This window comes from Micromonospora sp. NPDC005161, from assembly GCF_053599855.1.
Genome location: NZ_JBSFYQ010000038.1, coordinates 37,116 through 51,946, shown reverse-complemented (window position 1 = coordinate 51,946; position 14,831 = coordinate 37,116). Strand labels below are relative to the sequence as shown.

Genomic DNA, 14,831 nt, shown 5'->3' with positions numbered 1-14,831 from the left:
AGTCGTGGCTGCCGCCGCGCGCAGCATCGATCCGCGAGCAGGCGCCAACTGAGGTCTGCCCGTAGGCGGGAGGGCTCGGGTGGCACCTGCTCGGGGCCGCGGAGATATCCGGCGGACGGTTCAGTCGCTGTCGGGGTCCAGGTGCAGGTCGATGCCGAGGCGTTCGACGGTGGCGGTCACCGTGACCAGGTGGTGGTCGATGCCGGCCAGTGCCCGGGTCAGGTCTGCGCGGACGAGGGCTTCGGCTGCGGTGGTGGCGTCGGCGGGAGTGGCGTGTCCGCGTAGCCACATCTCGTACTCGTGCTGCCACGGAATTCGCCAGCCGTCCTGGTCGACGGTGGCGTGCTCGGGGATGGTCCAGCCGTATGCGGTCCACGGCCGTGCCTGGTCCGGGCTGCTGGTGGTGACCGTGCGCATCCTGTGTCGTGCCGCGTCGCAGGCGTCCCGGGCGGTGCCGTCGCCGACCGGCAGCGTGAGGTCGGCGATCACCGTGATGTGGTGTGCTCGAGGCAGGGGGTCGAGCCAGAGGTCGATGAGGAACTGGTCGACCCGCTGCGCGGCGTGCTGATAGATGCCGCCGAACTCGTCGTCGACCAGGGCGCGGATCGCGCGGGCGCGGATGCTGCGCTGCAGCCCGGTGAGGGCCTGTACGGCAGCGTCACGCGCCGCCGTCGCAGCGGTGAGGCGGTCGACGTCGGTCAGGTTTACCGCGCCGACCAGGGGTTGCGCATTGGTGTGGATGTCGTCCGGCGGGGCCTCGTCAGGGCTGTCGGCGGTTTGCCAGGTCAGCCTGGTCAGGGTGATGCCGGCGTCAGCCAGCGCCTGTAGCTGGTGGTCCATCGTCGTGCGAGCGGCGTCGCGCGCGTCCGCCTCCCGGGTCGCCGTGGCCCAGGTCTGGAGCGTGAACTGCACGGTGATGCGGTATCGGTGCGGCCCAGGCCCGTTGGAGGTGGGTGCCACGTCGATGACGTGTTGCGGGTAGACCGCCATCGCCGGCTGCAGCAGGCACAGCTCGTCCGGTACACCCCAGCGCGCTTGCTCTCGGGCCTCGTCCTCGTCGGTGTGCGACCGCGTGTACGACAGGTGCGCCTGGGCGGAGATGGTCCACTGTTGCGGCAGCGGTTCCAGGCCCCATGTTGCGAGGGCGTCCTCGCATCCCGGGCGGCAGATCAGCCTGCTGCGCAGCGCGGCGATGAGGGCGGAGCGGGCCTCGACGGCCAGCGCCGCCCGTTGCTCGATGGCAGCCATCGTTTCGGCATGCAGGGTAGGGACCTGGTCCGCCGGGGTCCCGCCGGTCATCGCTGCGCCGCCCGACTGCCGGCAGTAGCCGAGGGCCTGCCCGTGACCAACCCGGCGCACGTAGCCACCGGCACGGTGGCCATGTCGCGGGCTGGGCGCACTTTGGTGTGTTCGCCGGCGGCCGCGATGGTGCTGCGCAGGAGGTCGGGCGAGGCGGCGGGGTGGAGGTCGGCTGGGAGATCACCGTCTCTCAGGTGCCGGGTGGGATGAAGCATGTTGCCCTCCGTAGAACAGCAAGAAGGCGGCCACCGGTTGGTGGCCGCCTGAAGGGATGGTGGTGCCGCGCCCCAGTCGCGTGGGCGAGGGGCGTTGGGTTTGTGCGTGCCAGATCCGAGGCTGGCAGCGGCGGCCGACCGTGGCTGGTGGGCGCAATGCCGTCGCGCGAGGCGTCAGATCAGAGGCACGTGGAAAGTAAGGGGAGCTCTCAAGGTAGCCGTTGCGGGAGCGCCTTCGGCTGGGCTGTCAGGTGCGGCCTCCTGGCAGGACCTGACAGCCCGGCAATCCCCTCCCCCGTGTCAGGGCTGCTGGCCGGAGGGGAATCCGCCGGACCTGCGGCCCGCCTGGCTGATCTCGTCAGCCAGCGAGCCTTCGCTGCTCGGCCGGTGACGGGAGACCGCTGCGGGACTCTTCGCCGCGGGCCGGTCCCGCTGTGAACCGGACCGGGGCGGGCCTACCGATCACCTGGTAGGCAGCTGGTGACCTGTGCAGCGGAACCGGCGCCGGCGCAGCTCACGCTGACTCCGCAGACGGCGGACATGCGGCAGGTGTCGGATTGGTTGATCCACTGGTCGGTCGCGACCGGCATCGAGGGAGTCTTGCAGCCAGGGTTTGCGATTGACCGATTGACCGCAGCGGGTGCAGTCAGTGCAGAGCCATCAGGTTTGACGGCTCTTCACAATGCAAAGTGTCTTCGGTGACGCTGATGCGCTGATTGTCGTCGAATTCGTGCAAAAACCAGATCTACAAGGCGTTCCGGGAGGTCGGGCGCGTGATGCGGACCGTGGCGCTGCTGCGGTTCCTCGCCGACTCGGGGCTGCGGGCACGGGTGACCGCGGCCACCAACAAGGCCGAGGCCTACAACGGGTTCTCCGCCTGGGCCCCGGTTCGGCAATCAGGGCGTGATCGCCGAGAACGACCCGGCCGAGCAGGAAAAGTCGTCAAATGGAACTCGCTGCTGTGCAACCTGATCGTGTTCCACATCGCGATCGACATGATGGAGGTCATCCGGCAGCTGGTTGCCGAGGGGTGGTAGGTGACCGCTGAGGATCTGGCCCAGCTCTCGCCCTACCTGACCTCCCACATCCTCCGGATCGGCGCCTACGCGACCGACGAACTCCACATCCCGCCGGACGTGTTCGACCCCGCGCTGGACGAGGTCGACTTTGGCGGCGAACAGCCCGCGGCCGCGTAGCAGGGCACGGTAACGCAGCAGGGGGTGGTTTAGCGCCTCCCCCATGCAGGGCGACACTGGAGGGCCGAGACTCCTCCATCTCTCACGCAGCACGCGTATCCCACGCAAATGTCCGCGGCCGGGCGCTCGTCCGGGATCGGCGCCGGCTCGATGCTGGCGGCAGCGCGGCTGGACCATCCCGGCGCGCGATGCCGGCGGGGCGTCGGCGATGCTGTGGGCATGGAGTACGTGTCCAGAGTGCCGCGACCGCCGCTGGACGGGCTGATCGACGACCTTTACTACCTGCAGGGTGCGCCGCCGTACGCCCGGCTGACGCTGCCGGCAAGTCCGGCGGCGTTGCTCATCGTCAACCTCGGGGCGCCGTTCCGCATCCGCGCCGGCACCGACATCGAGACGGCCGAGTACGCCGACGGCTGCGTGGTCACCATGCCCACCCGCGCGTGGGAGTTCGGCTACCCACCCCGGACCCGGTCCGTCGGCGTGCACTTCAAGCCGTGGGGGCCGGCGCCGTTCCTGCCGATGCCCGCGGCCGAGCTGTGTGACCGGCCGGTGACGCTAGAGCAGGTTTGGGGCCGGCCCGCCATCGCCGAGCTGCGAGACCGGCTGGCCACAGCGGACGGACCGCACGAGATGCTGACGCTGCTCGAGGAGGAGCTAATGCGACGGCTGTGCGAGGCCGCCGGCCTGGGGCTGGTCCGCCATACGAGCAGCGTCATCGCGGCGACCAGCGGGGCGGTGGCTATCGACGACCTGAGGGTTTCAGCCGGTGTCAGCAGCACTCATCTGGCACAGCGGTTCAAGGAGCTCATCGGCGTCACGCCGAAGCGGCTGGCCCGCACCTACCGCTTCGCCGCCACCGTGTTCGCGATCAACCCCGCCGGACCGATCGACTGGGGCGACCTCGCCGGTGGCGCAGGCTACTTCGACCAGGCCCACTTCGGCCACGAGTTCCGGGCGTTCACCGGGCTCACGCCGACCCGGTACGTCGAAGTCCGGCGGCGGTTCCTGCGCGAACATCCCGGCCACGTGCTGGACGGCTGGCCGCTGCCGGCCGATTGATTTCTTACAAGAGCGACAGCTCACGACCCGCTAATTTGGGGGCACCCCAAAGCAGAGGAGAGTCCCGTGGGCAAGGTGGTCATGTACAGCTCGGTGTCGGTGGACGGCTTCATCGCGGACGAGAATGACCAGCCCGGACCGCTGTTCGACTGGTTGTCCAGCGGTGACGTCCCGTTGGACGAGAGCGGCGAGGTGAAGGTGTCGCAGACGTCCTACGACTACACCCGGCCGTACTGGGACCAGATCGGGGCGACAATCGCCGGCCGCCACGTCTTCGACATGACCGACGGCTGGGACGGGAAGCCTCCGAGCGGGATCGACCACGTGGTCGTCGTGACGCACCGGCCGCAGCCCGAGGGCTGGGACCCCGAGGCGCCGTTTCACTTCATCGACGGCGTCGAGGCAGCCGTGGCCAAGGCGCAGGAGCTTGCGGGTGACCGCTTGGTCGAGGTCGCCGCTGGCGACGTCGGTGGCCAGGTGCTTGCCGCGGGTCTGGTCGACGAGGTGCGCATGGACGTCGTGCCCGTGGTGTTCGGGTCCGGCAAGCGCTACTTCGGGTCGGTCGACGCGCAGCACCTGTTGGAGGATCCTGACGTGGTGATTCAGAGCAACCGGGTGCTTCACCTGCGCTATCGGGTGCGCCGTTGACGGATCTGAGCGGGTAGCCGATCCAGTGAGTCTTCCCGGGCGCGCGCCTGCTCGTAGTCCGCAGCGAGCTCCTGCCACGGCTAACTCGGATCCTGGGCGGTGTCGCCGTCGGATCCCGCCGCCGACCCGCGGTCATGTCCCGTCATGCACAGGAGCGTAGTCGTCTCGCCGGCTATGCCGCGATTTCCTACGCCCGTCCGGTGTGTGCCGTCAGCGAGCCACTCGGGGCAAGCGGGTAACCCCGCGGGCGTGTTCAAAAGCCTCCGTGAGGTTGTGCACTTGCAGGGTGAGTCGCTGGATGTTCGCGATTGCCACTTCGAGGTTCGCGGCAAGGTTCTCGTTGTCGCGGCGGAGGCGGGCGTTCTCTTGCCGCAGACTCGTCGCGGTGGTGGTGTCGACGGCGGTGTGTGCTGCTTGGCCTGTTGCGACGTGCGCGGGTTCGTCCGTCGCGTCGGCGCACCGTCCTCACGGACCTGCACCTGGCACTGCGGCGCGGTCAGGCGGTCGCCATTGTCGGTGCGAGCGGTGCCGGCAAGAGTACGCTCGCCGATCTCATCGCGGGTCTGATCACGCCGGAGCGAGGCGAGATCGTCATCATCGGTGATGCGGTACTTCGCGACGTCGACATCGACCGGTGGCGCCGGCGGATCGCGTACGCTTCGCAGTTTCCGTACTCCTTCACCGATTCGTTGCGCGCCAACCTGTACTACGGCACGTGGCGGCTGTCCTGGTCGAGGACTCGGCTAGCTCCCTTGACCTCGTGATCGTCTGTACTCGACGATCGATGTCCGTGATCGTCCGACTGCTGTACCAGATTCTGGTTCAGGTGCTCTCGTGGCTGGCGCTGTTCGCCCGCTCCTCCGAGTCGAAGGACGCGGAGATCCTCCTGCTGCGTCACGAGGTGGCGGTGCTGCGCCGAGGCAACCCGGGACCACGCGCGCTTCGCGCACGCTGGGCTGCAGTGGACTGATAGAAGCCACCACATGAAGCCCCAGCTCAACACCGACCGAGTTTCGACCAGGACCGTCACTCATCCGGCCCCGCGAGGAGCCCATGGCCCGGTCCATAACAGTTATGTGCATCGATGTAGACGGTCGCTCAAACCGCTTCTGGTGGACAGATGTTGCCCTCTTGACGAGGGACTTCTGTCGCAGTCTAATTTGGTGACCATATAGGGAGGCCCACTCGTGGGAGAGTTCGCCGTTCTGACGTGGCAGGGTTTCCTTCTGATCGCGGCTGCCGCCGCAAAGTGCGCGCACCGCGTCGGTTCGCAATGGCCGTTGCCGGTTACCGGCTTGCGCCGTCTGCCTTGGTCGAGCCCTGGCATGGAGCGTTCCCGGCGTCGAAGTCATCCTCGGCGCCGGCCTCATCAGCGGTTGGCACCCGACGATCATGCTTCGGCTCGCGGCTGCACTGTTCGCTTCCTTCGGGCTGGCGATGGCATCGGCACTCCTTCGAGGGCGCCGACCGTCCTGCGGCTGCGGTGTTGGCGAGGACAGGCCCGTCAGCTGGCTGCTCGTCGCGCGGACCGGTGGCTTGGCTATCTTTGCGGGCCTGTCCAGCGCTATTCCTCCCCCTTTGGGTTTGCAGGTGCTGTGGTGCGCGACGTCGGGCTTGTCGCGTGATGCAGCACTCGCCACGCTCATCGCGCTGCTGCTACTTGGCATGACCTGGCGGGCGTTGACGGTCGGCCTTCGCGTGCACAACCGTTTGGAGGCGCTGCGGCGATGACGGGTCCATGGATTGCTGCCTTCGGTGCGCTCGTAGTCATGGTCGTAGCGCTCACGATTCTTGTGTTGGGCGTGCTCGCCAGGGTGGACCGTGCGCTGGATGAGATCACGTCCCGGCCGCCAAGCAACGTACGCGCCCTCGGTGGACTGGAGGTCGGCCAGGCCGCGCCCTGTTGGAGTTCGCCGCGTCCGACGGGGGCGAACCCGTGCAGCTGAGTCGTTCGGTGATGGTCTTCACGTCTGAGGGTTGCTCCCCGTGCGCGTCTCTTGTCGCTGACCTGATCATCCACCCCTTTGATCCGGGCGAGTGGGGTCGGGTGCTGGTATGGGATGCCAAGGATCAGTCGCCGATTCCGCCTCTACCCGGTTGGGTGGTGGTTGGCGCGACCAGCGCCACCGCGCTCAAGAGCCGATTCCAGGTCCAAGGAACGCCGTATGGCGTCGTGATCGACGGCGATGGCCGAGTCGCCGCAGTCGGGATCCCGAACAAAGCCGTCGACATCCGCCGCCTGGTAGAAGCGGCAGAACGGCACATCATTTTGTCTCGACCAGCGCGTGTAGATCATGGGGCTGGGACGCAACAGGCCGCCCCGGTCCGTTAGAGATATCGACCCATCGAGAAGGAGTCGGAGATGAGCATGAGGTCCGTGAGTCGGCGGCAGTTGCTGCGGCGGCTGGGAGGCACCCTTGCTGCCGGAGTAGGCATCGCGTTTTTTCCGGCCGGGTTCGCCTCGGCATCGTCCAAGACCGGTCCGACATCGACCCCTGGCCATACGGGCGGCGGGCCGGCGTACCCGGGAGACCCCGGCTTTGTCGCCACGAGTCCAGGGGAACTAGATGCCGCTAAAGCCAGTTGGGAAACGCCGGAGTATGGTTATTATACCGGCCATAATCCTTCTACTCCTGGCACAGCGGTCAATTCCCCATGGCAGCTCGTCGCGGTAAACGCGTCCACCGCCTACGCCCTAGGGTACTGCGGGCAGGGCGTCACGCTGGGCATGATGGATTCGGGCTACAGGGCTACACACGAAGCATTTCAGACCGGGCTGATCGCTTCGGTGAGAGCGGAGGGTGTCTACGGCACGTCCGGCTACGGCTATCGTGGCGCGACCCCGTCGAACCCTTTTACTGCGGGCGAGCCGTTCACTGTGGCCGGTGATCAGGCGAGAACAAGTGACTACTCGCACGGGACCGGTATGCTTGGGGTTACCTCCGGCATGCGCGATGGTAAAGACCAGCACGGCATCGCCTTTGGATCGAAGATGTATGTTGCCAAGACCGGCGGTTCCGATACCCAGTCCCACGGTCCCTTCCACGATTACGTGTACTGGCATACAGCCAATAAGGCCCTGGTCGACGCAGGCGCCCAGGTCATCAACAGCAGTTGGGGCTCTTATGTCCAGACTATTGACAGAACCCGCTTTGACGGCTTAGGAAACGACCTTGGAGTCAACGGCAACCTCGCCAACGCTTACCAACTGCCTGGCAAAGACAGCGCCAGCGCCACGGCAATGGCGACCATTATCCCCAACGAGTACCTGAAGGATCTGGAGTACCAGTATTTCTTCTTCAAGAAAAGCTATTCGGAAGGCGGCATTCAATACAATCCGAACTACCCCGGACGTTCCTTTATGGACGCCATCTGGGACGCCATCAAGGACAGCGGTACCGTCAACGTAAGGTCGTCCGGCAACAACGACTGGAGCAACCCGTTTTTTCGCCCGGCGTATCCCTTCTTCAATCCCTTGGCGGAAAAGCAGTGGATAGCCGTCGGCGGGGTGCAACCGCCCACTGCGGCCAATCCCGAATACACAAAGCAGTTCGGGTATAACGAGGCGGGGCTCGCCAAATGGTGGACCGTGTCTACCCCTTCAAACAGCGTTCGGACCACGAACAGCGGTGGTGACACTAACTATTCAAACTCAAGCGGCACGTCACCGGCAACGCCCGTTGCGACAGCGGTGATGGGGGTTCTGCTCTCCCGCTATCCGAACATGGACGCCAAGCAGGTGCGTGAGCTGATGTTCACCACGGCGAACAACAAGATGTCCGACGGCGTGAGATTCCTCGGCACCGGGCAAACCTCCCCCTCCGGGGCATCCATCGCCTGGACCGCTCCCGACGGTCTTCCGGACGAACGCTGGGGCTGGGGGATTCCCGATCTGGCCAAGGGCATGTACGGCCCCGGCCAGATCCTGAGCCCCATGACCTACAACATGGATAAAGCGCCCCTGGACGTCTGGTCGAACGACGTCAGCCAGATCGCGATCAAGGAAAGGGAAAGGGAAGATCTGGAGTGGCTGGCGCGCTACAAGGAGCAAGGCATTGCCTACGCCGGTGAATTCAGCCCCAACGTGCTGAACCCGGACGGCGCGCTTAACGAACAGGCCTTCATGCTTCAGGGCATTTTGGCTGATCCTTACATCCAAGCTATCACTAACGGCCATCCCGAGTTGTACGACAAGATCACCTATGAGGACGCCGTCAAGTGGCGCAAGGAATGGATGGACGAGCGCGCGGCCTACATTCAGAACAACATCGACAACAACCTCTACACGGCTTCTCTGACCAAGCAAGGCCCCGGGACGCTGATCATGACGGGCGACGACACCTACGAGGGCGGCACGACGGTTGAAGGCGGTAAGCTTTCGATCACCGGCTCGCACGCAAGCTCGATCGACGTCAAGGGCGGCACGCTCGGCGGCAGCGGTTTCGTGGCAGGCAGCATCGATGTCGACAGCGGCGTGCTGCAGCCCGGTCTGTCGTCCGGGGAAGCGGCGTCCGCGGCGTCCATCACCCTCACCGACGTCGCGCCCGGCAACGTCCTGAACGTCGGCGGCGACGTGACCGTCAGCCGAGCGGGTCGCCTCGCCATCACCATCTCCGGCGACCACGACTACACGAGCGTGCGGGCCGCGGGTGACCTGGTGCTGGACGGCGAACTCGCCCTGGACATTCGCGCGCCCCTCACTCCAGGCACGGTACTGACGATCATGAGCGGCGACTCGATCAAGGGCAACTTCCGTTCCCTGCCAGAACGGCGGATCCTGAACGCGGGCCACCACATGTTCAGGGTGTCCTACCAGGACGGCGATGTGACGCTGACCGTCGTGCGGACGCTGCCCGGGGCAGGGTCCGGCGGCGTCTAGCCGCACGTGGCCTGGCCAGCCAGGCTCAGGTTCGCCTGAGCCTGGCTGGCCAGGCCTTCGCCCAACGTGGCCGCGTTGACGAAGCTGCCACCACTGCGCAAGCGCAAGGGCAGCTCGTGGACGAGCGAACAGGCACGGATGTTCCTCGAGTCCTCCCGCGACGGCGACGACTACCTCTACGCCTGTCCTAATCCAATACTCGGTCGCGGCTCGTGAGCTGCGGTTTCGAGGGTCGGGCTGTGTCTCGCGGCGCTGACGTCGCCCGGTGTTCGGAGTCCTAGCCCTCATGATCGGGTTCGTGGCCGTGCGACTGATCTACCAGCTCCTCATCCAAGTCATCTCGTGGCTGGCCTTGCTGGCGCAGTCGTCGGCGTCAAAGGACGCGGAGATACTCGTGCTGCGTCACGAGGTCGCGATGCTTCGCCGCGGCAACTCGAAACCGCGTCTCGACTGGACCGACCGTGCCGTCCTTGCCGCGCTCGCGCGGATCCTGCCGAAGGTACTGCGAGCTCACCGGTTCGTCGCGCCTGCGACGCTCCTGCGCTGGCACCGTCGCCTGCTCACCGCGAAATGGCGCCAGCCCAGACCACCGGGCCGCCCACCGATCAGCGATGAGCTGGCCGCGCTCATCATCCGCCTGGCAAGAGAGAACCGGACGTGGGGCGTGGTCCGCGTCCAGGGCGAACTGCGCCGCCTGGGCCACCGGGTCGGCGCGTCCACGATCCGCCGGATCCTACGTTCCCACCGCATACCGCCGCCACGACAGCACGACGACGCCTGGCGCACGTTTCTTCGCGCCCACGCCGGCACCATCTTGGCCACGGACTTCTTCCACGTGGATTGTGCGGTCACCCTCCAACGCCTCTACGTCGCCTTCGTGATCGAGGCCAAGAGCCGCCGGGTACACCTCCTCGGCATCACCGCCCACCCGACCGCGGCATGGGCCACCCAGCTCGCCCGCCAGTTCACCGCCGACCTCGAAGGGGAGGGCGCCGTGAGCATCCGGGCTCCTTCAAAAATGCCCGGCCCGGTCCGAGTGGGCGGAAACCCGCCACCCGGACCGGGCCGAAGCAATTGGTCTTACTCGCCGCCGAGGGCGGACGCGAGTGCGGACGCGCCCCCGACGAGCGGGAGGTCGACTCTGGTTTGGCTGTGGTGCGTGTACAGGCTCAGCTGCGTGCCTGGCGGCGGCCGGAGGGTGAAGACCCGGTCGCTGGAGTACACGACGAGCCCGATCTGGCTACCTTCGTTGAACACGTAGTCGTGCGGCTGCAGGTCGAAGTTGTGAGTGAACGGGGCTCCCGGCATGATGCCGTAGCTGCGATCCAAGCCGAACCTCTTCAGCGGGTCCGACCAGCCCCGCGCGATGATCTTCGGGTTGCCCGACTCCGGGTACTCGACCAGCATCGCGCTGACGATCCCGGCCCGGGCGTTGATCGACATCCGAGTCGAGACATGCACCGTCCCGCTGAGATGGACGGGCTCGGTGAGCGGCGCGGTGCGGTAGGCGAGGCGGTTCGGCGACTGCTCGGGGCGGGCGAAGGACGTCGCGTCGATCGTCATGTCGTCGGTGAAGGTCTCGGTGACCGGCCTGTCTGCGGCGTTGCGTGTCAGCGTGAGCCTGCCGGTGGTGTTGTCGCCACTGGCTCCTAGGAAGAGAGGTGTGGAGGCGGAGCCGGGCGCCGGCCAGCTGTCGTACGGCGTCCAGGTGCCGTCTTCGCGCTCGACCACTGCTGGGGGCTCGTCCAGCACATCGTTGTTCACCCCGTGCAGCCAGTAGGTCCACCAGCGGTTGAGCAGGTCCAGCCAGGCTGCCCGGTTGTTCGAGAGCGCCCGGTCGCCGTGCCCGCCCTGGTGCAGCCACACCTGATGAGGGATGCCGTTCTCTTCGAGGGCGTCAACGAGCTGGGCGGCGTTGCGGAACTTCACGTTTTGGTCGTTCAGGCCGTGCTGCACCAGGACGCCGCCGGCGATGTTGCCGATGTTCGGCAGGTAGTTGCGCTCGTGCCACCATTGGTTGTACTCACCGGTGAGCCGGTCCTGACCCCGCCGGACCTCTTCCTTGGTGTAGTCACACACCTCCGGGTACTTCCGCGAGATGTTGGAGTTGTGGTTGGAGTTCTGGTCGCCCCCAACGTTGGTGTTGGTCGAGATCGGCGTGCCGTTCATCCGGCGGTAGTCGTAGTAGCTGGAGATCGCCGCGATGGGCACGATTGCCCGCAGTTCCTTCACACCGGTCGTGGCCACCCCGATCGGTAGCGTGCCGTCATAGGAGGTGCCGATCATCCCCACCAGACCGGTGGTCCAGTTGGCCTTGACCGGGTTGCCGTCGATGTCATAGGCGTCGGCCCGGCCGTTGAACCAATCGATGACCGCCTTGAGCGAATCGTGCTCCTCGGGACCGCCCCCAGTAGTGCACCCGGTCGAGCTGCCCGTACCGAGCATCTGTGCGTGGGCGAAGATGAAGCCGCGTGAGAGGAACTCGTTCTGGTACGTCCCGCCGTTGATTGTCTGGTGCGGCGGCTCGGTGCCGTCGTACGGCTTGTCCGGCAGCGGGAAGTACGGGAACGGGCCGGGATCCGGCGGCGGCGCGTAGCCCGGCCGCTGGGGAGCGTAGAGCGGAACGTGGACCTCGTTGTTCAGGAACTCCCCTCCGTCACCCCAGTAAGGGCTCGCCTGCATGATGATCGGAAGCTGGATGCCCTTGTCGGTCGACGCCGGCCGCCGGATCTGCACCCGGATGCGGTCATCGGCACCGTCCCGGTCGGTGTCCATGCCCTCGACCTCGACCCAGACATTCTGGGTGATGATCTCTTCACCGGCGTACACCGGCTGGGCTCGGCCGTTCTCGAACACAGGACGCTGCCCGGTCGGCTGCTCCTGGGCGCCGGCCGCCGGGGCGGCGAACCCAATCGAGGCAACGAGCGCCAGCGCTACGGCGCCGGGCAGCCAGTTTCGTGGTCGTGATCGTCGCTGTCGATGGACGCGGAGATGCATGGTAACGGGCTCCTTCGGTGCGCAGGGCATGGGCATGACGTGTTGGGACCACCGACGAGTCGGTGAAGCGGGCGGTTGTCAGGCGGGGCAGCCAGTCGCCGAGGAACTCGAAGCCGGTGATGGCCGAGGTGCCCGCCACGAAGACGTTCGGGTGGTAGTCGTAGATCGTGCTGCGGCGTTCGAGAAACTCCCCGATGGCCTGCTGGTAGCGCCTTCCGCGCGTCGAAGTCCACGACCGCGCGGGCCTCGTCGAGCAGTGCGTCGATCGAGTCGTCGGCGGCCATGCTGTAGGGCCGCCTGGTACTCGCCAGATGTGGTGCCGTCCCCGCTGTTCGACACCGGCGAGCAGGCTGCGACGGTGCAGGCAAGGGCGACCGTCACCACCGCTGTCCGGAGTGGACGGAGCTCGCGTGGGCTGGGCTCGTTTCGCTCGGGAAGGGGTTCGATGGCAGCTCCTCGAGTCGGCGACTCTGGGGAGCGTATGTTGTATACGAAGATTTGTGCAAGACCTCCTTCGATGGCCGCCGACCAGCCACCCTGCACTTGACGCAGCATGCTTGTATTCGTGGAGAACACCGCCGAGACGGTCGTGTCTTCGTATGGCGAGGCGGGCGATTTTGTTCGGGTCGGCGACCTGCGCGGGCAACGGGTGTAACGGGCGTGCGTAGGCGATGCCTTGGTTCAACTCGTCGACCGCCTGCCGCAGCCGATCGTTCGACGGAGCCGGTTCGACCGAGCCGGCCACGCTCGTCCGTCCACTCCCGCAGTTCATCCCGGTCCTAGGCGGTATCCGGGTGCCCCGCCCAGACGGCGGGCGACCCCGGTGCCGACCCGACCGCGTCCTGACGGACAAGCGGTTCATCGTCACCGACACCGCGGGCCTGCTGTTCACCGTGACCGTCTTGGCGGGGAGTTGGCAGGACCGCGACGGTGCCAAGACCGCCGCCGGACGACTCGTCGACTGGGCCCGCGACATCCTGCGCACCACCAACGAGATCGTCCGCAAATCCGCCGACTAGCGCGGTGGCCAGCCCTCGTGCGGCTCGAGGCGTTCAGGACGGTCGTCCTGAGTTCGCGAGCCGTGAGCCTGGGTACGGCGATGGCCTCTGTCGTGAAGAATCATGAGGGCCGTGAGCAAGCTGGATGCAGGTGCGGCGAGCTTATGTGCATTCCTGGCATCGATGGGTCACGCGACCCGGATTTGAGCATGCCTTGAGGCATTGCGCCGCGCCGTGGGTCGTTTCTGGACGGTCAGCCCTGGCCGCCGCAAGCGGACGTGTCTTGACGATCTCTCCGCCCTAAAGGACGGAGATTCCCTCCACGCTGCGCGCGGAACGCACAGCGTCGGGGCGGATTCCTGCTTCTCGGCGCGGTGCCGGCACGGGTGCCGGTCTTACCTGCGCTCCACAGGCGTTTAGGCTCTCGGCGCGTCCCGCCGCGAGTATGTTTCTGGCCGCGTTGACGTCCCGGTCGTGGACGGCCCCGCACGGGCAGGTCCACGACCGGACGGACAGCGGCTTGGGTCCGTCGATCCGGCCGCACGTCGAGCATGTCTGCGACGTGGGCAGGAACCGGTTGGTCTTTGCAAACGTCCGCCCGCGCCGGGCAGCCTTGTACTCCAACATCTGCACGAACTGCGCCCAGCCCGCGTCGTGCACCGATTTGGCCAGCCGGGTCCGGCCGAGACCGACGACGCATAGGTCCTCGACGTACACCGCTTGGTTGTCGCGGATGATCCGTGTCGAGAGCTGGTGCTGCCAGTCCCGCCGGCTGTCGGCCACCCGAGCGTGCGCGCGGGCGACCTTGACGACGGCCTTCTTGCGGTTGTTGCTGCCCCGCTGCTTTCGGGACAGGTCCTGCTGCAACCGGCGCAGTTTGCGGGCCGCCCGAGGCAAGAACTTCGGGGCGGCGACCTTCTTGCCGTTGGACAGGACGGCGAAGTGGGTCAACCCGAGGTCGATGCCCACCTCGGCGTCGACCGCAGGCAGCGGGTCGTCGGCGGCGACCACAACGAACGAGGCGAAGTACCGACCAGCCGCGTCCCGGATGACCGTGACCGAGGTTGGTGCGGCCGGCAGATGCCGGGACCAACGCACCGCAACGTCGCCGATCTTCGGCAACCTGAGGCGGCTGTTGTCGAGCACCTTGAACCGGGCGTTCGCGGTGAACCGGATCGCCTGCCGGTTGTCCTTGCGGGACCGGAACCTCGGCGGGGCGACCTTGCGGCCCTGGCGCTTGCCGCTGATCGAGGTGAAGAAGTTCCGGTACGCGACGTTAAGGTCCGCCAGGGCCTGCTGGAGTACCACCGCCGACACCTCGCCCAGCCACTGCCGTTCAGGCGTCTGCTTGGCCTGGGTGATGACCCGCTTCGACAGGTCACCATCGGACAGGTACGCCTCGCCTGCCTCGCGCGCCTGCTGGCGTGCGCGCAGCCCGTCGTTGAACACCACCCGCGCGCACCCGAACGCCCGCGCCAGCAAAACCTGCTGAGCGGGCGTCGGGTAGACGCGGTAGTTGTACCGAAGCTGCACATGGGAC

General features: G+C 66.7%; 15 protein-coding genes and 1 pseudogene. 11 read left to right on the top strand and 5 right to left on the bottom strand.

All coding sequences use genetic code 11. The annotated features are described in order from the left end of the window. Nucleotides 1-120: 120 nt before the first annotated feature. Nucleotides 121-1,248 carry a hypothetical protein gene (locus ACWD5O_RS28810; protein ID WP_450087189.1) on the bottom strand — a complete coding sequence of 376 codons (1,128 nt, stop codon included), beginning with the start codon at nucleotides 1,246-1,248 and terminating at the stop codon, nucleotides 121-123. Nucleotides 1,249-2,230: 982 nt separating this feature from the next. Between ACWD5O_RS28810 and ACWD5O_RS28805 the strand changes: the two genes are divergently transcribed. From ACWD5O_RS28805 to ACWD5O_RS28775, 7 genes are all read left to right on the top strand, one after another. Next, the gene (locus ACWD5O_RS28805; protein ID WP_450087188.1) at nucleotides 2,231-2,551 is read left to right on the top strand and encodes a Tn3 family transposase; all 321 of its coding nucleotides are present in this window, start codon (nucleotides 2,231-2,233) and stop codon (nucleotides 2,549-2,551) included. Next, the gene (locus ACWD5O_RS28800) at nucleotides 2,552-2,710 is read left to right on the top strand and encodes a hypothetical protein (protein ID WP_387329465.1); all 159 of its coding nucleotides are present in this window, start codon (nucleotides 2,552-2,554) and stop codon (nucleotides 2,708-2,710) included. Nucleotides 2,711-2,818: 108 nt separating this feature from the next. After that, nucleotides 2,819-3,769: a helix-turn-helix domain-containing protein gene (locus ACWD5O_RS28795; RefSeq protein WP_450087187.1), complete on the top strand. Its 951-nt coding sequence runs from the start codon at nucleotides 2,819-2,821 to the stop codon at nucleotides 3,767-3,769. Nucleotides 3,770-3,835: 66 nt separating this feature from the next. Further along, nucleotides 3,836-4,417 (top strand): dihydrofolate reductase family protein, encoded by a 582-nt coding sequence (locus tag ACWD5O_RS28790; RefSeq protein WP_450087186.1) that lies wholly within the window; start codon nucleotides 3,836-3,838, stop codon nucleotides 4,415-4,417. Between the two features lie 407 nt (nucleotides 4,418-4,824). Beyond that, nucleotides 4,825-5,181, top strand: coding sequence for an ATP-binding cassette domain-containing protein (locus ACWD5O_RS28785; RefSeq protein ID WP_450087185.1), 357 nt, complete (start codon nucleotides 4,825-4,827; stop codon nucleotides 5,179-5,181). Nucleotides 5,182-5,201: 20 nt separating this feature from the next. Continuing rightward, entirely contained in the window at nucleotides 5,202-5,387 is a 186-nt protein-coding gene (locus tag ACWD5O_RS28780) for a hypothetical protein (protein WP_450006652.1), read from the top strand. A gap of 266 nt (nucleotides 5,388-5,653) precedes the next feature. Beyond that, nucleotides 5,654-6,148, top strand: coding sequence for a MauE/DoxX family redox-associated membrane protein (locus tag ACWD5O_RS28775; RefSeq protein WP_450006664.1), 495 nt, complete (start codon nucleotides 5,654-5,656; stop codon nucleotides 6,146-6,148). 358 nt (nucleotides 6,149-6,506) lie between these two features. On the opposite strand, the gene ACWD5O_RS28770 is transcribed toward ACWD5O_RS28775, so the two are convergent. Then, the gene (locus tag ACWD5O_RS28770; RefSeq protein ID WP_450087184.1) at nucleotides 6,507-6,713 is read right to left on the bottom strand and encodes a hypothetical protein; all 207 of its coding nucleotides are present in this window, start codon (nucleotides 6,711-6,713) and stop codon (nucleotides 6,507-6,509) included. A gap of 66 nt (nucleotides 6,714-6,779) precedes the next feature. Between ACWD5O_RS28770 and ACWD5O_RS28765 the strand changes: the two genes are divergently transcribed. Further along, nucleotides 6,780-9,296, top strand: a complete 2,517-nt coding sequence (locus tag ACWD5O_RS28765) for a S8 family serine peptidase (RefSeq protein WP_450087183.1) — start codon at nucleotides 6,780-6,782, stop codon at nucleotides 9,294-9,296. A 75-nt stretch (nucleotides 9,297-9,371) separates the two neighbouring features. Next, nucleotides 9,372-9,512 (top strand): hypothetical protein, encoded by a 141-nt coding sequence (locus ACWD5O_RS28760; RefSeq protein ID WP_450087182.1) that lies wholly within the window; start codon nucleotides 9,372-9,374, stop codon nucleotides 9,510-9,512. Nucleotides 9,513-9,669: 157 nt separating this feature from the next. On the opposite strand, the gene ACWD5O_RS28755 is transcribed toward ACWD5O_RS28760, so the two are convergent. Then, the gene (locus ACWD5O_RS28755) at nucleotides 9,670-9,846 is read right to left on the bottom strand and encodes a hypothetical protein (protein WP_450087211.1); all 177 of its coding nucleotides are present in this window, start codon (nucleotides 9,844-9,846) and stop codon (nucleotides 9,670-9,672) included. Between ACWD5O_RS28755 and ACWD5O_RS28750 the strand changes: the two are divergent. Next, nucleotides 9,784-10,035, top strand: a pseudogene (locus ACWD5O_RS28750) (helix-turn-helix domain-containing protein); the annotation flags it as partial. The gene ACWD5O_RS28755 and the pseudogene ACWD5O_RS28750 overlap by 63 nt on opposite strands. Nucleotides 10,036-10,376: 341 nt before the next feature. Here the strand turns inward: ACWD5O_RS28750 and ACWD5O_RS28745 are convergent. Further along, entirely contained in the window at nucleotides 10,377-12,152 is a 1,776-nt protein-coding gene (locus ACWD5O_RS28745) for a CocE/NonD family hydrolase (protein WP_450087181.1), read from the bottom strand. 935 nt (nucleotides 12,153-13,087) lie between these two features. On the opposite strand from ACWD5O_RS28745, the gene ACWD5O_RS28740 reads away from it, so the two are divergent. Continuing rightward, nucleotides 13,088-13,312, top strand: a complete 225-nt coding sequence (locus tag ACWD5O_RS28740) for a hypothetical protein (RefSeq protein WP_450087180.1) — start codon at nucleotides 13,088-13,090, stop codon at nucleotides 13,310-13,312. A gap of 279 nt (nucleotides 13,313-13,591) precedes the next feature. Here the strand turns inward: ACWD5O_RS28740 and ACWD5O_RS28735 are convergent, their stop codons facing one another. After that, complete coding sequence (locus ACWD5O_RS28735) at nucleotides 13,592-14,824, bottom strand: RNA-guided endonuclease InsQ/TnpB family protein (protein WP_450087179.1); 1,233 nt, start codon at nucleotides 14,822-14,824, stop codon at nucleotides 13,592-13,594. Nucleotides 14,825-14,831: the final 7 nt, after the last annotated feature.